The sequence below is a fragment of the Virgibacillus siamensis genome (assembly GCF_039522605.1).
Classification (GTDB): domain Bacteria; phylum Bacillota; class Bacilli; order Bacillales; family Amphibacillaceae; genus Lentibacillus; species Lentibacillus siamensis.
In genome coordinates this window covers 146,478-163,430 of record NZ_BAAADS010000025.1, presented here as the reverse complement: position 1 = coordinate 163,430, position 16,953 = coordinate 146,478, and the positions used below count along the sequence as shown (strand labels likewise).

18 protein-coding genes are annotated in these 16,953 nt (G+C 41.1%); all 18 read left to right on the top strand.

The annotated features are described in order from the left end of the window. Nucleotides 1-93 precede the first annotated feature (93 nt). The 18 genes from rimP (at nucleotide 94) to dapG (ending at nucleotide 16,944) form a co-directional block, all read left to right on the top strand. Nucleotides 94-564 (top strand): ribosome maturation factor RimP, encoded by a 471-nt coding sequence (gene rimP, locus ABD010_RS16055; RefSeq protein WP_343815327.1) that lies wholly within the window; start codon nucleotides 94-96, stop codon nucleotides 562-564. Nucleotides 565-577: 13 nt separating this feature from the next. Continuing rightward, a complete protein-coding gene (gene nusA / locus ABD010_RS16050) occupies nucleotides 578-1,672 on the top strand; it encodes a transcription termination factor NusA (RefSeq protein ID WP_343815324.1) in 1,095 nt (364 codons plus the stop codon). Between the two features lie 12 nt (nucleotides 1,673-1,684). Continuing rightward, complete coding sequence (gene rnpM / locus ABD010_RS16045; RefSeq protein ID WP_343815322.1) at nucleotides 1,685-1,957, top strand: RNase P modulator RnpM; 273 nt, start codon at nucleotides 1,685-1,687, stop codon at nucleotides 1,955-1,957. Beyond that, a complete protein-coding gene (locus ABD010_RS16040) occupies nucleotides 1,947-2,246 on the top strand; it encodes a L7Ae/L30e/S12e/Gadd45 family ribosomal protein (protein ID WP_343816358.1) in 300 nt (99 codons plus the stop codon). The genes rnpM and ABD010_RS16040 overlap by 11 nt, the downstream gene beginning before the upstream one ends. A 20-nt stretch (nucleotides 2,247-2,266) precedes the next feature. After that, nucleotides 2,267-4,423 (top strand): translation initiation factor IF-2, encoded by a 2,157-nt coding sequence (infB, locus tag ABD010_RS16035; RefSeq protein WP_343815320.1) that lies wholly within the window; start codon nucleotides 2,267-2,269, stop codon nucleotides 4,421-4,423. Next, complete coding sequence (locus ABD010_RS16030) at nucleotides 4,420-4,698, top strand: DUF503 domain-containing protein (RefSeq protein ID WP_343815317.1); 279 nt, start codon at nucleotides 4,420-4,422, stop codon at nucleotides 4,696-4,698. Before infB ends, ABD010_RS16030 begins: the two co-directional genes overlap by 4 nt. 35 nt (nucleotides 4,699-4,733) lie before the next feature. Next, nucleotides 4,734-5,075: a 30S ribosome-binding factor RbfA gene (gene rbfA, locus ABD010_RS16025; RefSeq protein ID WP_174613324.1), complete on the top strand. Its 342-nt coding sequence runs from the start codon at nucleotides 4,734-4,736 to the stop codon at nucleotides 5,073-5,075. Between the two features lie 83 nt (nucleotides 5,076-5,158). After that, nucleotides 5,159-6,043, top strand: coding sequence for a tRNA pseudouridine(55) synthase TruB (truB, locus tag ABD010_RS16020; protein ID WP_343815312.1), 885 nt, complete (start codon nucleotides 5,159-5,161; stop codon nucleotides 6,041-6,043). Nucleotides 6,044-6,064: 21 nt separating this feature from the next. After that, nucleotides 6,065-7,006 carry a bifunctional riboflavin kinase/FAD synthetase gene (locus tag ABD010_RS16015; RefSeq protein ID WP_343815309.1) on the top strand — a complete coding sequence of 314 codons (942 nt, stop codon included), beginning with the start codon at nucleotides 6,065-6,067 and terminating at the stop codon, nucleotides 7,004-7,006. Nucleotides 7,007-7,141: 135 nt separating this feature from the next. Then, a complete protein-coding gene (gene rpsO, locus ABD010_RS16010) occupies nucleotides 7,142-7,411 on the top strand; it encodes a 30S ribosomal protein S15 (RefSeq protein WP_174613330.1) in 270 nt (89 codons plus the stop codon). 123 nt (nucleotides 7,412-7,534) lie between these two features. After that, nucleotides 7,535-9,649: a polyribonucleotide nucleotidyltransferase gene (gene pnp, locus ABD010_RS16005; RefSeq protein ID WP_343815303.1), complete on the top strand. Its 2,115-nt coding sequence runs from the start codon at nucleotides 7,535-7,537 to the stop codon at nucleotides 9,647-9,649. A 734-nt stretch (nucleotides 9,650-10,383) separates the two neighbouring features. Further along, nucleotides 10,384-11,331, top strand: a complete 948-nt coding sequence (locus tag ABD010_RS16000) for a polysaccharide deacetylase family protein (RefSeq protein ID WP_343815300.1) — start codon at nucleotides 10,384-10,386, stop codon at nucleotides 11,329-11,331. Nucleotides 11,332-11,379: 48 nt separating this feature from the next. Continuing rightward, nucleotides 11,380-12,603: a M16 family metallopeptidase gene (locus ABD010_RS15995; protein ID WP_343815298.1), complete on the top strand. Its 1,224-nt coding sequence runs from the start codon at nucleotides 11,380-11,382 to the stop codon at nucleotides 12,601-12,603. Nucleotides 12,604-12,657: 54 nt separating this feature from the next. After that, entirely contained in the window at nucleotides 12,658-12,891 is a 234-nt protein-coding gene (locus ABD010_RS15990) for a YlmC/YmxH family sporulation protein (protein WP_343815295.1), read from the top strand. Between the two features lie 226 nt (nucleotides 12,892-13,117). Then, nucleotides 13,118-13,999, top strand: coding sequence for a dipicolinic acid synthetase subunit A (dpaA, locus tag ABD010_RS15985; protein WP_343815292.1), 882 nt, complete (start codon nucleotides 13,118-13,120; stop codon nucleotides 13,997-13,999). Between the two features lies 1 nt (nucleotide 14,000). Next, on the top strand, nucleotides 14,001-14,606 hold the full coding sequence (gene dpaB / locus ABD010_RS15980) for a dipicolinate synthase subunit B (RefSeq protein ID WP_343815289.1): 606 nt from the start codon (nucleotides 14,001-14,003) through the stop codon (nucleotides 14,604-14,606). A gap of 36 nt (nucleotides 14,607-14,642) precedes the next feature. Further along, nucleotides 14,643-15,689, top strand: a complete 1,047-nt coding sequence (asd, locus tag ABD010_RS15975; protein WP_343815286.1) for an aspartate-semialdehyde dehydrogenase — start codon at nucleotides 14,643-14,645, stop codon at nucleotides 15,687-15,689. A 16-nt stretch (nucleotides 15,690-15,705) separates the two neighbouring features. Further along, nucleotides 15,706-16,944: an aspartate kinase gene (gene dapG / locus ABD010_RS15970; protein ID WP_343815283.1), complete on the top strand. Its 1,239-nt coding sequence runs from the start codon at nucleotides 15,706-15,708 to the stop codon at nucleotides 16,942-16,944. The last annotated feature ends 9 nt before the right edge of the window (nucleotides 16,945-16,953 follow it).

Sequence of the window (16,953 nt, the reverse complement as noted above, 5' to 3'; positions counted from 1 at the left end):
GGTTTTGTATTAAATAAGATGGTTTGCAAATGAAAAAGAGTATGATGGTTCATAATAAGAAAAGTGTACAATTGAATAGAGGAGGGTAATTTCTTGAGTTCAAGCGTTATTAGCATGACGGAAAATTTGGTGGAACCTATTTTGCAGGAAGGGAACCTGGAATTGGTCGATGTTGAATATGTAAAAGAAGGAAAAAACTGGTTCCTTCGAGTTTACATTGATAAGGAAGGCGGAGTTGACATTACGGAATGTGGTTCAGTTTCGGAGCAATTGAGTGAAAAACTTGATGAAACTGATCCGATTAAGGAACCATACTTTCTTGAAGTATCATCGCCAGGTGTTGAGCGTCCACTGAAAACAAAAGCAGATTTTGAAAAAAATATAGGTAATCATGTTTTTTTGAAATTATATGCGCCGATAGATGGTGAAAAAGAGTATGAGGGTACATTGGAAGAATTCACGAATGACTTTGCTTTAGTATCCTACATGGTAAAAACCCGCAAAAAGTCTGTGGAAATTCCGTTTGATAAAATTGCTAAAGCAAGATTGGCAGTTAAGTTATAAAGGGGGAATAAAAGTGAACAGTCAGTTGTTTGAAGCGATTGATTATTTGGAAAAAGAAAAAGGGATTGATAAGGACATTCTTTTAGAAACATTGGAAGCAGCTTTGATATCCGCCTATAAGAAAAACTTTAAATCTGCTACAAATGTACGGGTTGATATTAATGAGGAATCGGGTTCGATGCGGGTACTCTCCCGTAAAACAATTGTCGATGAAATCGAGGATGTGCAAGAGGAAATATCGCTTGATGAGGCAGAGAAAATTGATCCGAATTATCAGCTGGGTGATGTCATTGAGGTTGAAGTAACACCAAAGGACTTTGGCAGAATCGCCGCTCAGGCTGCCAAGCAGGTTGTAACACAGCGGGTCAGGGAAGCTGAGCGGGGTGTTATTTTCAGTGAGTATGCTGACCGTGAAGAAGATGTCATGACAGGTATCATTCAGCGAAAGGATCCGAAGTTTGTCTATGTGAATCTGGGGAAAATCGAAGCTAAATTAGCAGAAGCTGAACAAATGCCGACAGAAGAGTATTATGTACATGACCGTTTGAAGGTATTTGTCACCAAAGTTGAAAATACAGGCAAGGGACCGCAAATATATATTTCAAGGTCACATCCCGGACTCTTAAAACGCCTTTTTGAAATGGAAGTTCCGGAGATTTACAATGGAACAGTTGAAATTAAGTCAGTGGCTCGCGAAGCTGGGGATCGCTCAAAAATTTCCGTACACGCGGATGACCCTGAGCTTGATGCAGTTGGTTCCTGTGTAGGACAGCGGGGCCAGCGTGTGCAGGTTATTGTAAATGAATTAAAAGGTGAAAAAATTGACGTGGTTGAATGGTCAGAGGATCCGGTGGAATACGTTTCCAACGCACTCAGCCCGTCAAAGGTGGTCGAAGTCCTGGTCGATGAAGAAGAAAAAGCAACCACAGTAATTGTGCCGGATTATCAGTTGTCACTTGCAATCGGCAAGCGTGGACAGAATGCAAGGCTTGCTGCTAAATTGACCGGATGGAAAATTGATATAAAAAGTGAGTCAGAGGCTCGTGAAGAGGGACTTCTTACTGAAACTGACACCTATTCAGACAACGATGAAGATTTGTTCGAATAAGGGGGGCTTCTTGTGAAAAAGAAGAAAGTGCCGGAACGAAAGTGTATTGTTACAAATGAGATGAAACCAAAAAAAGACTTGATCCGCATTGTCCGCAACAAAGAAGGAGATGTCTTTGTTGATCCGACCGGTAAGAAAAACGGACGTGGCGCATATTTATCCAGCGATCGAAACGTTATTGAAAAAGCAAGAAAAACCGGTATTTTAAGCAGACAGCTTAATGCGGAGATTGATATGACCATTTTTGATGAACTTATGAAAATAGTTGAAAATGATGAGAAATAGTTATTTAAGTTTATTAGGGCTGGCATATAGTGCGGGAAAATGCTCACTGGGTGAAGAAACTATCGTAAAGGATATCAGAAAAAAACGGGCAAAGCTGGTTTTGCTAGCACATGATATCGGTCCGCAGACCCGCAAAAAAATCACGGACAAATGTAAAACAAATGAGGTACCATTTATAATAGCTGATGATAGAGAAACATTATCAAACGCTGTAGGAAAATCCCATAGAGTAGCTATTGCCATTTTAGATGCAGGATTTGCCGCTAAGATCAAATCGCTGCTCGGGTAATTAATTTCGGGGGTGAACGTATGACGAAAATGCGCGTATATGAATATGCCAAGAAGAACAATGCAGCAAGTAAAGAAGTTATAAATTATTTAAAAGAATTAGATGTTGAAGTATCCAATCACATGTCAACAATTTCAGATGATACAATTGCAAAATTGGATAAGAATTTTGCACAAAAGAAAGAGAAAAAGGAACCATCCAGTGGCGAAAATAAAGGGAATCCGGGAAAGAAGAAACCAGATTCCAATAATAAGCAGCATCAAAAACAGGATAATAAACGAAAGCCTCCTTATAAGCAGCAAAATAAGCAGCATAAAGGAAAGCAGAATAAGCAGCAGAAGCAAAATAATAAACAGCATCATGGTAAAAAGGGAAGAGGTAAACCTGCACAACAACAACAGCAAAAACCGGTTGTGAAGGAAACACCGAAACAAATTAAGTACAGTGACACGCTGACTGTAAGTGATTTAGCGCAGAAACTGAACAAAGATACATCAGAAATAATTAAGAAGCTCATGTTTTTAGGTGTTATGGCAACCAAGAATCAGGATCTTGATGACGATGCAGTGGAACTGATTTGTGAAGAATACAATGTGGAAGTGGAAAAGGAAATTATCCTGGAAGATACGGATTTTGATAAATATTTGGAAGAGGATAATGAAGCAGACCTTGTGGAACGTCCTGCAGTTGTAACAATTATGGGACATGTTGACCATGGTAAAACGACACTTCTGGATGCCATTCGCCATACAAAGGTACAGGAAGGCGAAGCGGGTGGAATCACTCAGCATATTGGTGCATACCAGGTGGAGAATGATGGAAGAAAAATCACTTTTCTCGACACGCCAGGGCATGCTGCATTCACCAGTATGCGTTCTCGTGGTGCACAAATAACTGATATTGCGGTTTTAGTTGTCGCAGCTGATGATGGTGTTATGCCTCAAACTGTGGAAGCAATTAACCATGCCAAAGCAGCTGAAGTTCCCATCATCATAGCTGTTAATAAAATGGATAAAGAAGGTGCAAACCCGGACCGTGTGATGCAGGAGTTGACGGAATACGAACTGATTCCGGAAGCATGGGGCGGTAAGACGATTTTTGTAAACCTGTCAGCTGTCAAATACGAAGGAATTGATGAATTACTGGAAATGCTTTTGCTTGTTTCCGAAGTGGAAGAATTGAAAGCAAACCCGAACAAAAATGCTTTCGGGACTGTAATTGACGCGCAGCTTGATAAAGGAAAAGGGTCAGTTGCTTCACTTCTTGTCCAAAGCGGTACATTACATGTAGGGGATTCGCTCGTTGTTGGAAATACCTATGGACGGGTTCGTGCGATGGTAAGTGATATTGGTCGTCGTGTGAAAGAAGCAAGCCCATCCACACCGGTTGAAATCACCGGCCTTAATGATGTGCCACAGGCAGGCGATCAGTTCCTTGTATTCAGTGATGAGAAAAAATCACGTTCCATTGGAGAAGCCCGCCATCAAAAATATATTCAGGAAAATCGTTCGGGACAAACAAAAGTCAGCTTGGATGACCTGTTTGAACAAATTAAGCAAGGCGAAATGAAAGAAATCAATATTATTATCAAGGCAGATGTTCAAGGATCTGCTGAGGCAATGGCTTCCTCACTCAGAAAAATTGATGTGGAAGGTGTCAAGATTAAGATTATCCATACAGGTGTTGGGGCGATTACTGAATCTGATATCATTCTCGCATCCGCTTCCAATGCAATTGTCATAGGGTTTAACGTACGACCTGATGCCAATGCGAAAAAAGCTGCGGAATCTGAAAAAGTGGATGTCCGGCTGCATCGTGTTATTTACAAAGTAATTGAAGAAATTGAGTCTGCCATGAAAGGGCTGCTGGATCCGGAATACGAGGAAAAAGTAATTGGCCAGGCAGAGGTCCGGGAAACATTCAAAGTTTCCAGAATCGGTACAATTGCAGGCAGCTATGTAACAGATGGGAAGATAACACGTGATTCCGGGGTTCGATTGATTCGCAATGGTGTGGTGCAATTTGAAGGCGAAATTGCTGATTTGAAACGCTTTAAGGATGATGTTAAAGAAGTTGCAAAGAATTATGAGTGCGGGATTACAATTAAGAACTTCAATGACATCAAAGAAGGCGATACAATCGAAGCGTTTATTATGGAGGAAATTGAACGGAAATGATTTTGTACGCTGAAGTCGAGTTCATGCTGTATGAGGGTCATTCGCTCAAACAAAAACGCTCTGTCATAAAACGGTTGATGGCAAAGCTTCACAATGAACTGAATGTTGCTGTTACCGAATTGGATTATCATGATCTTTGGCAACGGACCAAAATTGGTATAGTCACAATTTCCAATGACCTGACCCATGCTGAGCAGGTAATGCAGGAGGTATTCAGGATTATGGATACCTTCACTGAACTTGAGCGTACTATAACTAATGTGGAACGGTTATAATAAGGAACACACCATTTTTATTGAGGTGATGATATATGGGTGACTTACGTGCAAATCGAGTGGCAGAACAAATGAAAAAAGAGATGGGTGATCTGATCAGCAAGAAAATCAAGGATCCCCGTGTCGGATTTGTCACTGTCACTGATGTAGAAGTAACAGGTGATCTGCAACAGGCAAAAGTGTTTATTTCAGTACTTGGTGACGAACAGGAAAAGCATGATACACTTGTCGGGCTTGCTAAAGCAAAAGGTTTTATTCGTTCGGAAATCGGTAAACGGATCCGTCTGCGTAAAACACCAGAAATAACGTTTGAATTTGATGAAGCGCTGGAACACGGAAATCGTATCGAGAAAATTTTAAGGGATTTAAACAATTAACATGCATGTTTAGAGAAATCTGGCCCAAGGGTCAGATTTTTCCATACTTTATCTATATCGTACATAAATCGGGAGTGGTTCAATTGAAGGGAATATTGCCTTTATGGAAACCTAAAGGGATGACTTCACATGATTGCGTTGTCAAAGTGCGGAAATTGTTTCAAACTAAAAAAGTCGGGCATACTGGAACGCTTGACCCGGAGGTTGAGGGAGTCCTGCCTATCTGTATTGGGCAGGCTACCAAAATAGTTCCGTTTTTAACTGACACAACCAAAACTTATACAGCTGAGATCTTGCTGGGGGCATCTACAGATACTGAAGATGCACAGGGAAGTATTATTGAGGAAAGGGCTGTTGGAATTTCTCTTTCTAAACAGATTCTTGAAAACGTGTTACAATTATTTAGGGGAAAAATTACACAAATTCCTCCGATGTATTCAGCAGTAAAGGTAAACGGTAAAAAACTATATGAATATGCCCGTGCAAATGAGTATGTTGAACGTCCGCAGCGGGATGTAATCATCCATAGCCTCGAATTGGTGGACTTTGATGATGATCAACATACATTTACAATCGAGATTGTTTGTTCGAAGGGGACGTATATCCGGACATTGTGTGTCGATATAGGCAGGAAGTTGGGATTTCCGGCGCACATGTATAGTCTCGTCCGTACTGAAACCGGTACAATAGCTAAGGATGAAACGATAAGCTTTAACGAGCTTGAACAGGCTGCAGAAAGACAACGATTGCTGTTGCCGATTTCCAGAGGCCTGGAACATTTGGATGTTCTGGAGACAGATGAAAATATGAAATTGAAAGTGAGAAATGGACAGAAACTGGCTATGCCGGAAAAACAACTTCAGACAGATCCATTTACTGTAATGTTTCAAGATGATGTGTTGGCTATTTACCAGATTCATCCGGACAAACCGAATTGTATAAAGCCACTGCGGGTTTTTAATGAATGAATAAAGTGTAGGTGAAAAACATTGCGAACGATAGAATTAAGTTATCCGCATACATTGGAATTGGAGGATCTTCCTGAAACTGTTGCTGCGATTGGTTTTTTTGACGGTATACATAAGGGTCACCAGAAAGTAATTCAAACTGCGGTTGATAAAGCAAAGAAAAATGACTGGGAAAGTGCGGTGATAACATTCCATCCACATCCATCGGTCGTTTTGAAAAAAGATGCAACACATGTCAAGTATATCACGCCAATCAAAGAAAAACAGGAAATTCTCCAGAAAATGGACGTTGATCGGCTTTATATTATAACGTTTAATAAAGAACTTGCTTCTCTTGAACCACAGCAGTTTATTGATCACTTTATAATCGGATTAAAAATAAAACATCTTGTCGCAGGTTTTGATTTTTCTTATGGTTATAAAGGGAAGGGCAATATGGAAATTATTGGTGGCCACGCTCGGGGTGAGTTTGATTACACGACCATCAGTAAAGTAGAAATGGATGACCAAAAAGTCAGTTCAACGAGAATAAGGGAATTACTCAGGACTGGTCGGATTGCAACAGCCAATGATCTGCTCGGCAGGCCATTGGCTATTCAGGGAATTGTCATCGACGGTGAAAAGCGGGGCCGGTCCATTGGTTACCCAACAGCCAATATACAGATCGACCCGGATGCATTACTTCCCAAAACAGGTGTATATGCAGTGAAAGTACAGTATAAAAATGAGCTATATGAAGGCATGGCAAGCCTGGGATACAACCCGACATTTGATGGGCAGCTTGAAGAACCGAGCGCTGAAGTGAATATTTTTGATTACAATAACGATTTGTATGGTGAAGAATTGATTGTGGAATGGCACAAATTCATCCGGGATGAAGTGAAATTTGATAGTGTGGATGAATTGATTGAGCAGATAAAAGATGATGAACGGGCCATTCGTCACTATTTTTCGAAAAAATGATTTGAATTAAATTATCTCTTGCATTTCAGCTGTAAAAGATGTAACCTTGAAAAGTAGAACCATCGCTTGGCATATCGTGACTCCGACGTTTGCTGGGGGAATGGGGATGAAATTAATATAATGGAGGTGAGCCATTTGGCTATCACAAAAGATCGTAAAAATGAAATTATCAGCGAATACAAGGTTCATGAAAATGATACTGGTTCTCCGGAAGTGCAAATTGCTGTATTGACGGAAGAAATCACAACATTAAATGGACATCTGCGTGTTCACAAAAAAGATCATCATTCACGCCGTGGTCTTTTGAAAATGGTTGGTAAACGTCGTAACCTACTGAATTATCTACGTAAAAAAGATGTTACACGCTACCGCGAACTAATTAAAAAACTTGGCCTACGCCGATAAGTATTTTAAAAAGCAGGAGCAATCCTGCTTTTTTTATACTTTTGTTACTTATAAAATTTACATTTATCCATATTAACTATAAAATGAAAGATAGAATGATTCTTGAAAGGAGTACTTTAACTAATGACAGAAGAAAATCAAGTGTTCTCCACGGAAATCGCCGGCAAAAAATTCACCGTAGAGACCGGAGAACTTGCAAAGCAGGCTAATGGTGCGTGCATGATACGTTATGGAGATACATCCGTATTATCTGTTGCTACCGCATCTAAAGAACCAAAAGACTTACCGTTTTTCCCATTAACTGTTAATTACCAGGAACGATTGTACGCAGTTGGGAAAATTCCTGGTGGCTTCATAAAAAGAGAAGGACGTCCAAGTGAAAAAGCAACATTGACGTCACGGTTAATTGACCGTCCAATCCGACCGCTTTTTCCTGATGGATATAGAAACGAAGTACAGGTGATCAGTACAGTAATGAGCGTTGAGCAGGATTGTTCATCGGAAATTGCTGCCATGATTGGATCATCGATTGCCCTTAGCATTTCCGATATTCCATTTTCCGAACCTATTGCCGGTGTTGATGTAGGCCGGGTTGACGGAGAGTTTGTTATTAATCCAACGATTGACCAGCGGGAAAAAAGTGATATTGATTTGACTGTTGCAGGGACGAAAGCTGCTATTAACATGGTGGAAGCAGGGGCAAATGAAGTTCCTGAAGAAATTATGTTGGAAGCAATTATGTTCGGGCACCAGGAAATTATTCGTCTTGTTGAATTCCAGGAAAAAATTGTGAAGGCAGCAGGTATTAAAAAAATTGAACCGGAAATCGCTGAAACAGACAAAGATATTGTCGCGAAAGTTGAGGCGGAAGCAAAGGATAAGTTACACGAAGCAATTCAAGTGCAGGAAAAGCATGCGAGAGAAGAAGCAATCGCTGCTGTGAAAGATGAAGTGCTTGCTGCGTATGACGAAGATGAAGATGAAGTTATTACAGATGTGAAAGCAACGCTTGATAAAATGGTGAAAGAAGAAGTACGCCGCTTAATCACAAAGGAGAAAGTGCGTCCGGATGGCCGTAAGATTGATGAAATCCGTCCACTGTCTTCCAGAATTGGCGTCCTGCCAAGAACGCACGGTTCAGGGTTATTTACTCGTGGACAAACCCAGGCATTAAGTGTATGTACCCTTGGCGCGCTAGGGGATGTGCAGATTTTAGATGGACTTGATCTTGAAGAGTCCAAACGGTTTATGCACCATTATAATTTCCCCCAGTACAGTGTTGGGGAAACCGGGCCAATCAGGGGACCTGGTCGTCGTGAAATTGGACATGGTGCATTGGGTGAACGAGCACTGGAAAAAGTTGTTCCATCGGATAAGGAATTCCCATATACCATACGTCTTGTTTCAGAAGTATTGGAATCCAATGGTTCTACATCACAGGCAAGTATTTGTGCAAGTACATTGGCAATGATGGATGCAGGTATTCCGATTAAAGCCCCTGTGGCAGGTATTGCAATGGGACTTGTGAAATCAGGTGATGACTATACCATCTTATCAGATATTCAGGGAATGGAAGATGCACTAGGCGATATGGACTTTAAAGTGGCCGGTACAGCTGAGGGTGTAACGGCACTGCAAATGGACATTAAAATCGACGGTCTATCCAAAGAAATTTTAGAGGAAGCATTGTCACAGGCTAAGAAAGGCCGTATGCACATTCTGGATTCCATGCTTGCAACAATTAACAAGCCAAAAGAGGAACTATCTGAATATGCACCGAAAATCCTGACAATGGAAATTAATCCGGACAAAATCCGCGATGTCATTGGACCAAGCGGTAAACAAATCAATCAGATTATTGATGAGACAGGTGTAAAAATTGATATCGAACAGGATGGCAGTGTATTTATTTCGTCAACCGATGCAGCAATGAATAATAAGGCGAAGCAGATTATTGAAGACCTTGTACGGGAAGTGGAAGTTGGACAGACCTATCTTGGAACTGTCAAACGCATTGAGAAATTTGGTGCATTTGTTGAGATATTTAAAGGAAAAGATGGTCTGGTGCACATTTCCGAACTGGCTGAGGAGCGCACAAACAAAGTTGAGGACGTCGTTTCCATCGGTGATGAGATCATGGTTAAAGTGAAGGAAATAGACAGACAGGGTCGTGTTAATCTATCACGCAAGGCCGTATTGAAAGAAGAAAAGGAAAAAAAGGAAAAATCAAGCATGTAACATAAGCACAACAGACAAGAAGCTGGTAGCCCAGTTTCTTTTTTATTTGCAGGCTTTTTTCGTAAATTTACTTTTTAACACGTAGTTGAACAAAACTGCGACATAGTATGATGTTCTACCACTGCTGCGGAAATACACGTCGCTTTCCGTGGGCGGCTGCTGAGCCTCTCCGTGCTGACGCACTACGAGTCTCACCTAGGCCTCAGCTCCCACAGGAGTCTCCGCGTATTTCCTCCGCTAAGTTTTGTTCACTGTATCTTGATTATCCACCGCCTACATTAGGCCCATGCCGCCGTATAAAAATCAGTAAGCCGCTATGTATTAGGGGAAAACCCGCAGTTTTAAAAGATATTAGATTAATGTAGTGATCAAGGCAAAATGATGAAAAACATATTACCAGCCGTTGGAATATGCGAGACTCCTGCGGGAAGAACAAGCTAGGCGAGATCCCGCAAGCGAGGTACGAGCTGAGGAGAGCTCGGCACTTGCCCGCGGAAAGCGAGTATATTCCAACGGCGGTGTCAAGGAGCATGCTATTTTACGTCGCAGTTTATGGATTTTGTGTCAATGTAAAATCATAAACCTAAAACCAATCTTTGTGTAATAACTGATTAATATTGATATGATACATGAATTCTCTTGATAACGGTATTGAGGATGACCCTGAACAGGACCTTCCTTTTTTAACATAACCTGTCCATATCCCTCATATGGATAAATGAGGGGGGATTCAGATGTATCGTTATCGGTCTGTGGTACATATCTGTGTGTTCGTATTTATCGTTTTAATTGCATTTAATGATACGTATAATCCGTTTGTTATGAATGAGGCAGAAACATTTTCAGATACCGTGATAAAGATGGACGATTCACTTTATCAGGAAATTAAGTCAAAACGTTCCAAGTTCAGTAAACCAGCGGAAAATGCCTATATCGATAAAGTCTGGAAAAAGACCCCAGGATTGAATGGAGTACGCGTGAATGTTAATAAATCTTATGAACAAATGAAAGAATCAGGAAAATTTGAAAAGACGTTACTGGTATATGAACAGATTCCCCCAAAAGTGACATTGGATGAACTCCCGGCAGCTCCAATATATCGTGGTAATCCGAAGAAGAAGATGGTCTCATTTTTAATAAATGTCTCCTGGGGAACCGAATACATTCCAGAAATTTTGACTGTTCTAAAAAAACATAATGTGAATGCAACTTTTTTTATTGAGGGAAAATGGGCACAGGAAAATTCTGATTATGTCAAAATGATCGATGAGCAGGGTCATGTTATTGGAAATCACGCATACAATCATCCGGATATGGCAAACCTTTCAAAAAGTGCAACAGCGGAACAACTGAAACGTACCAATGAAATATTGACCGCAATCACCGGAAAAAGACCGAAATGGTTTGCACCTCCAAGTGGAAGCTTCAACGACCAGGTAGTTAAAACAGCGGATATGTTAAACATGGAAACAATTCTTTGGACGGTGGACACGATTGATTGGAAGAATCCTACAGTATCTGTTATGATGAATCGAGTAATGAATGACATTCACCCCGGAGCTACCATTTTAATGCATCCGACACCAGCTATTGCAAAAGGGCTGGATAATCTGATTAAAAATATTAAGGATCGAGGTTACCGGATAGGAACAATTCCAACGTTATTAAGTGCAAAAAGATAGACGGTGACAAGCTTTCCCGCTTATCGAAGTATATAGGAGGATTTAGTTTTGGTAGAAAAGCATACATGTAATAACGGACTTCGTATCGTCCAGGAGAACATTCCCGCGGTACGGTCAGTGACCATTGGAATCTGGGTCTTAACAGGTTCCCGAAACGAAACGGAAGAAAATAATGGCATTTCCCACTTTTTGGAACACATGTTTTTTAAAGGGACAAAGACAAGGACTGCCCAGGACATCGCGGAAGCGTTTGATGCAATCGGCGGACAGGTGAATGCTTTTACTTCCAAAGAATATACGTGTTTTTATGCAAAAGTGATTGATACGCATAAGGAATATGCACTTGAAATTTTAGCGGATATGTTCTTTCATTCTGCTTTTGATGAAGAGGAAATGGAACGAGAGAAAAAAGTTGTACTGGAAGAAATTAAAATGTATGAAGATACTCCTGATGATATCGTTCATGATTTGTTGGCTGCAGCGGCTTATGGTGATCATCCATTGGGGTATCCAATATTGGGTACAGAGAAACAACTGCGATCATTTACCCCTGAATCATTGCGTACTTATATAAAAAATCGTTATACACCAAAAAATGTAGTTGTTTCCGTTGCTGGTAATGTGGATGATTCATTTATCAGCACCGTTGAGAATTACTTTGGAAATTATCATGGCGAAGAAGACAATGCGCCTCTTGAGAAACCCGCATTTCTTGCCAATGATATTGAACGCAACAAAGATACGGAACAGGCACATCTCTGCCTTGGTTTTAACGGATTTGCCGTGGACGATGAAGATATTTACAACCTCATTATCATGAACAATGTCCTGGGAGGAAGCATGAGCTCAAGGCTTTTTCAGGAAGTCAGAGAGAAGCAGGGTCTGGCATATGCTGTTTTTTCTTATCATTCTTCATTCCTGGACAATGGGATGCTGACTATCTATGCTGGTACCGGAAACGAACAGCTGCCATTGTTACGGGACACGATTCAGGCAACAATGGATTCGTTAATCAATCACGGATTAACGGACAAAGAACTGAAAAACAGCAAAGAACAGCTGAAAGGAAATTTACTGCTCAGTCTGGAAAGTACCAGCAGCAGAATGAGCAGAAACGGCAGAAATGAACTGCTCCTGAAGCGTCATCGTACGCTGGATGAGATGATTGAGGAGATTGACAAAGTGAACCATGAAAAAATCCAACGTGTTATTGAATCGATTTTTAATCAAAACACTTCAAGTGCATTAATAGCACCAAAACAACAAGCATAGAATTCCATTCGCTGCATATATTCAGTAGTAGCTATGAGACTTGGAGGGGGATGTATGCGGTATAAGGATATCAGTGGAAAAGAAATTGTTAATGTAAACCAGGGATCAAGGCTGGGTATTTTAGGGCAAACGGATCTTGAGATTAATGAAAAAACCGGACAGATTGAGTCATTTATTATTCCGAATTACAAATGGTTCGGATTAAAAAAAGAGGGAGAAGAAACGAAGATACAATGGCGATCCATTAAAAAAATCGGAGACGATATGATTATGATTGAATTTGACTAACTTCATATACGGCATGACCGGCATCATTTTACAATGGTGTCGTTTTTTTGTGCGCTTAAAATCGTACATATTTACCTGCTTCATCTGCACGTGGAAAGTGGTGCGGTAAAATTCATGTTAAGCGGAAATAAGCCTGTCACAAAAACTCCTAATCACTAACACGGGAAAGCTACATAAACTATACAGAAATCAAATACGGGTAATTGTCTGGAGGTATGTAACGACGATGAGTCAATCGATTGCTGTAATCGGCGGAGATGCGCGATATCTTGAATTGCTGCGTCAATTACAGACCATGACTGATACTACTATTTATTTAGTTGGGTTTGATAACCTGGAACAAGGGTTTACAGGACTTAGGCAGACTGACTTTTCCGACCTGATACCGGAAAAACTGGATGCTGTTATTTTACCAATAACCGGTACTGATGATGAAGGTTTTGTAGAAGCGGCCTTTTCGGATCAGAAAATACAGTTAACAAAAGAATGGTTTGGTACCTTGAATAAATCAACATTGATTTTCACTGGTATTTCAAAGGATTATCTTACCAATGTAACAACTGATTTAAATCTTACGCTCATTCCACTGTTCGACCGGGATGATGTGGCAATCTATAATTCCATTCCAACTGCCGAGGGTACCATAATGATGGTGATTGAACATACGGATTACACGATTCATTCATCAAGAGTGATTGTGGTCGGTTTTGGCAGGGTTGGCAATACCGTTGCCAACAAATTTTCGGCGCTGGGGGCAAAAGTATCCGTTTGTGCACAGAGCATCAAAGATCTGGCAAGGATCACGGAAATGGGACTCACTTCCGTACCACTGGATGAACTGGATAAACATACAAATGATTGTGACCTTTTAATCAATACCATTCCGGCAGACGTGGTTCAGAAGGATTCCATTCAGCAGCTGCCACCGCATGCATTGATTATCGATTTAGCGTCAAAGCCTGGCGGAACAGATTTTGATTATGCGGAACAAAGAGGTATAAAGGCAATTCTGGCCCGCAGTCTTCCCGGTATTGTGGCACCAAAAACATCCGGAAAGATTTTGGCAGATGTTATTAAACAATTCCTTGTAAAAGAAGGGAGAAGGTAATATGAAATTGAAAGGTAAGCGAATTGGATTTGGCCTGACAGGGTCGCACTGCACCTATGATAAGGTTTTTCCGCAGCTTGAGCGGTTAATGGATGAAGGAGCGGAAGTAGTACCGATTGTAACGTATACGGTCCGAACCACTGATACAAAATTTGGCAAAGCGGAAGACCACGTTGCAAAAGTGGAGTCGATAACCGGAAAAAAGGTAATTACTACCATGCCTGATGCAGAGCCGTTAGGACCCAAATACCCACTGGATTGTATGGTGATCGCCCCATTAACCGGAAATTCACTAAGCAAGATGGCTAATGCGCTGACCGATTCCCCGGTATTAATGGCAGCGAAGGCAACGATGAGGAACCAGGGACCTGTGGTTTTGGGAATTTCAACCAATGATGCGCTTGGATTAAATGGTGTAAATCTGATGCGCCTGATGGCAAGCAAATATATTTATTTTATTCCATTCGGGCAGGATGATCCATTTAAAAAACCAAATTCGCTTGTCTCCGATATGGATTCGCTTGTAAAAACGGTAGAAACCGCTCTTCATCATGAACAGCTTCAGCCTGTTATTATTCCTCATGAATATGATAGTATGGTACCATGAGTATAATCTATTATTAGGAAATGAGGGGTTAACTTAATGGAAAACAGCAATGGATACAATTTGGCGGTAGTCGGTGCAACCGGCGCCGTAGGGCAAAAGATTGTTCAACTATTGGAAAAAAAAGATTTGCCTATAAATGATTTAAAGCTTTTATCATCAGAAAGATCTGCAGGTAAAAAGATAGTTTTTAAGAATCGCGAAATCACAGTTGAAGCAGCCGAACCAGACAGTTTTGAAGCTGTTGATATTGCGCTGTTTTCAGCTGGCGGTTCCATATCCAAAAGACTGGCACCAGAGGCAGTGAAACGGGGGACGGTAGTTGTTGATAATACAAGTGCATACCGCATGGATGATGACGTTCCACTGGTAGTTCCGGAAGTCAATGAGGATGATATTAAAAAACACAATGGCATTATTGCCAACCCGAACTGCTCGACAATTCAGATGGTTGCAGCATTGAAGCCGCTCCATGAAGCGTATGGTCTGTCACGGATTATTGTATCAACTTATCAGGCTGTTTCAGGTGCTGGTAACAGTGCAAATGAAGAACTGAAAAATCAGTCGAAACAATTTTTGAACAATGAAGAGATGACAGCGGAATTATTGCCCGTCAAAGGTGACAAAAAACATTATCCAATTGCCTTTAACGCGCTTCCGCAAATAGATGTTTTTCAAGAAAATGGCTATACCTTTGAAGAAATGAAAATGATTAATGAATCTAAAAAAATATTGCATTTACCGGAATTACCGGTATCTGCGACATGCGTACGTCTGCCATTTTTCCAGTCACATGCTGAGAGTGTGTATGTTGACGTTGATAAAGATGGATTGTCAGCCTCAGATCTGCAGGATGTTTTACGTAATGCGGAAGGGGTTATTGTAGAGGATGACCCGGCTAATCAAGTTTACCCGACACCACTTAGTGCAATGAACAAAGAAGAAGTATTTGTCGGTCGTATCCGTAAAGATATGGACCATGATAACGGTTTCCATCTGTGGATTGTATCCGATAATCTGATTAAGGGTGCTGCCTGGAATACCATCCAGATTGCAGAACGTTTAATTGAAAATAAATGGCTTTAGAAATTGAGGTGTTAGTATGCAGATACTGGTCCAAAAATTTGGCGGAACTTCTGTGCAATCGGAAGAGAACCGCAACCATGTTATCAATCATATAAAAAATGCACTTGTACAGGATAATAAAGTAGTAGTTGTTGTATCTGCACTGGGACGCAAGCCTGATCCATACGCAACAGATACATTGCTTGAACTGATTGATTTTCCTTCCAATAAAAATGCAAAAAGGGAAGTTGATCTGCTGATGTCATGCGGAGAAACAATTGCATCTGTACTAATGTCCAATGAGCTGCAAAAAAAGCATATCCGTGCAACGGCCTTAACCGGAGCTCAGGCAGGATTTATTACGAACGAAGATTTTAATCAGGCCAAAATAAAAGAAGTGAAAACCGACCGGATAATGAAAGAACTTGAACAGAATGATGTTGTCGTAGTAGCCGGTTTTCAGGGACAGACCGCTTCCGGTGAGATTACAACAATTGGCCGTGGCGGCAGTGATACAACAGCAGCTGCTTTAGGTGCTGCCCTTAATGCTGAACGGATTGAAATATTTACCGATGTAAATGGCATAATGACAGCAGATCCGCGGGTGGTTTCTTCAGCCCGTGCGTTGGATGTCGTTACGTATACGGAAATATGTAATTTGGCGTATCAGGGTGCAAAAGTTATTCATCCGCGTGCAGTGGAGATTGCGATGCAGGCTAAAATCCCCATCCGTGTCCGCTCAACCTACATGCAGGATGAGGGAACACTTGTAACTGCTTCACGAGTTCAGGAAGCAGGCAAGGATATTCCCGACCGAATGATAACCGGAATAGCACACATGTCAGCTATTACACAAATTAGGATACACACGAAGGAAGAGGCGCATCGCCTGCAGTCTGAAGTGTTTAAGGCGATGGCAGAAGCAGGGATATCTGTGGATTTTATTAATATATCACCGACAGGGGTTATTTACACTGTTCCGGAAGCTCATACACAAAAAGCATTGCATATACTGGAAACATTGGGCTTCCAGCCGGAGATCACCGAAAAATGTGCAAAGGTTTCTGCTGTGGGAGCCGGAATGACAGGCGTGCCCGGGGTTGCATCAAGAATTGTTCAGTCATTGACAAATGCAGGCGTGCAAATATTGCAATCGGCTGACAGTCATACAACGATATGGGTGCTTATCAATGAAAAGGATTTGAGTGCAGCTGTTAATGCACTTCATGACGTTTTCCAACTAAGCGGCGTCAATGACGAGTATCCTATTACTTAAGAGAAGGGT

Bases quoted from the DNA above. Each gene is read 5' to 3' on its own strand.
- ABD010_RS16000 (WP_343815300.1), top strand. From the start codon at position 10,384: ATGTATCGTTATCGGTCTGTGGTACATATCTGTGTGTTCGTATTTATC.
- rbfA (WP_174613324.1), top strand. From the start codon at position 4,734: ATGGGTGACTTACGTGCAAATCGAGTGGCAGAACAAATGAAAAAAGAG.
- ABD010_RS16030 (WP_343815317.1), top strand. From the start codon at position 4,420: ATGATTTTGTACGCTGAAGTCGAGTTCATGCTGTATGAGGGTCATTCG.
- ABD010_RS15990 (WP_343815295.1), top strand. From the start codon at position 12,658: ATGCGGTATAAGGATATCAGTGGAAAAGAAATTGTTAATGTAAACCAG.
- dpaA (WP_343815292.1), top strand. From the start codon at position 13,118: ATGAGTCAATCGATTGCTGTAATCGGCGGAGATGCGCGATATCTTGAA.
- pnp (WP_343815303.1), top strand. From the start codon at position 7,535: ATGACAGAAGAAAATCAAGTGTTCTCCACGGAAATCGCCGGCAAAAAA.
- infB (WP_343815320.1), top strand. From the start codon at position 2,267: ATGACGAAAATGCGCGTATATGAATATGCCAAGAAGAACAATGCAGCA.
- ABD010_RS16040 (WP_343816358.1), top strand. From the start codon at position 1,947: ATGAGAAATAGTTATTTAAGTTTATTAGGGCTGGCATATAGTGCGGGA.
- asd (WP_343815286.1), top strand. From the start codon at position 14,643: ATGGAAAACAGCAATGGATACAATTTGGCGGTAGTCGGTGCAACCGGC.
- dpaB (WP_343815289.1), top strand. From the start codon at position 14,001: ATGAAATTGAAAGGTAAGCGAATTGGATTTGGCCTGACAGGGTCGCAC.
- dapG (WP_343815283.1), top strand. From the start codon at position 15,706: ATGCAGATACTGGTCCAAAAATTTGGCGGAACTTCTGTGCAATCGGAA.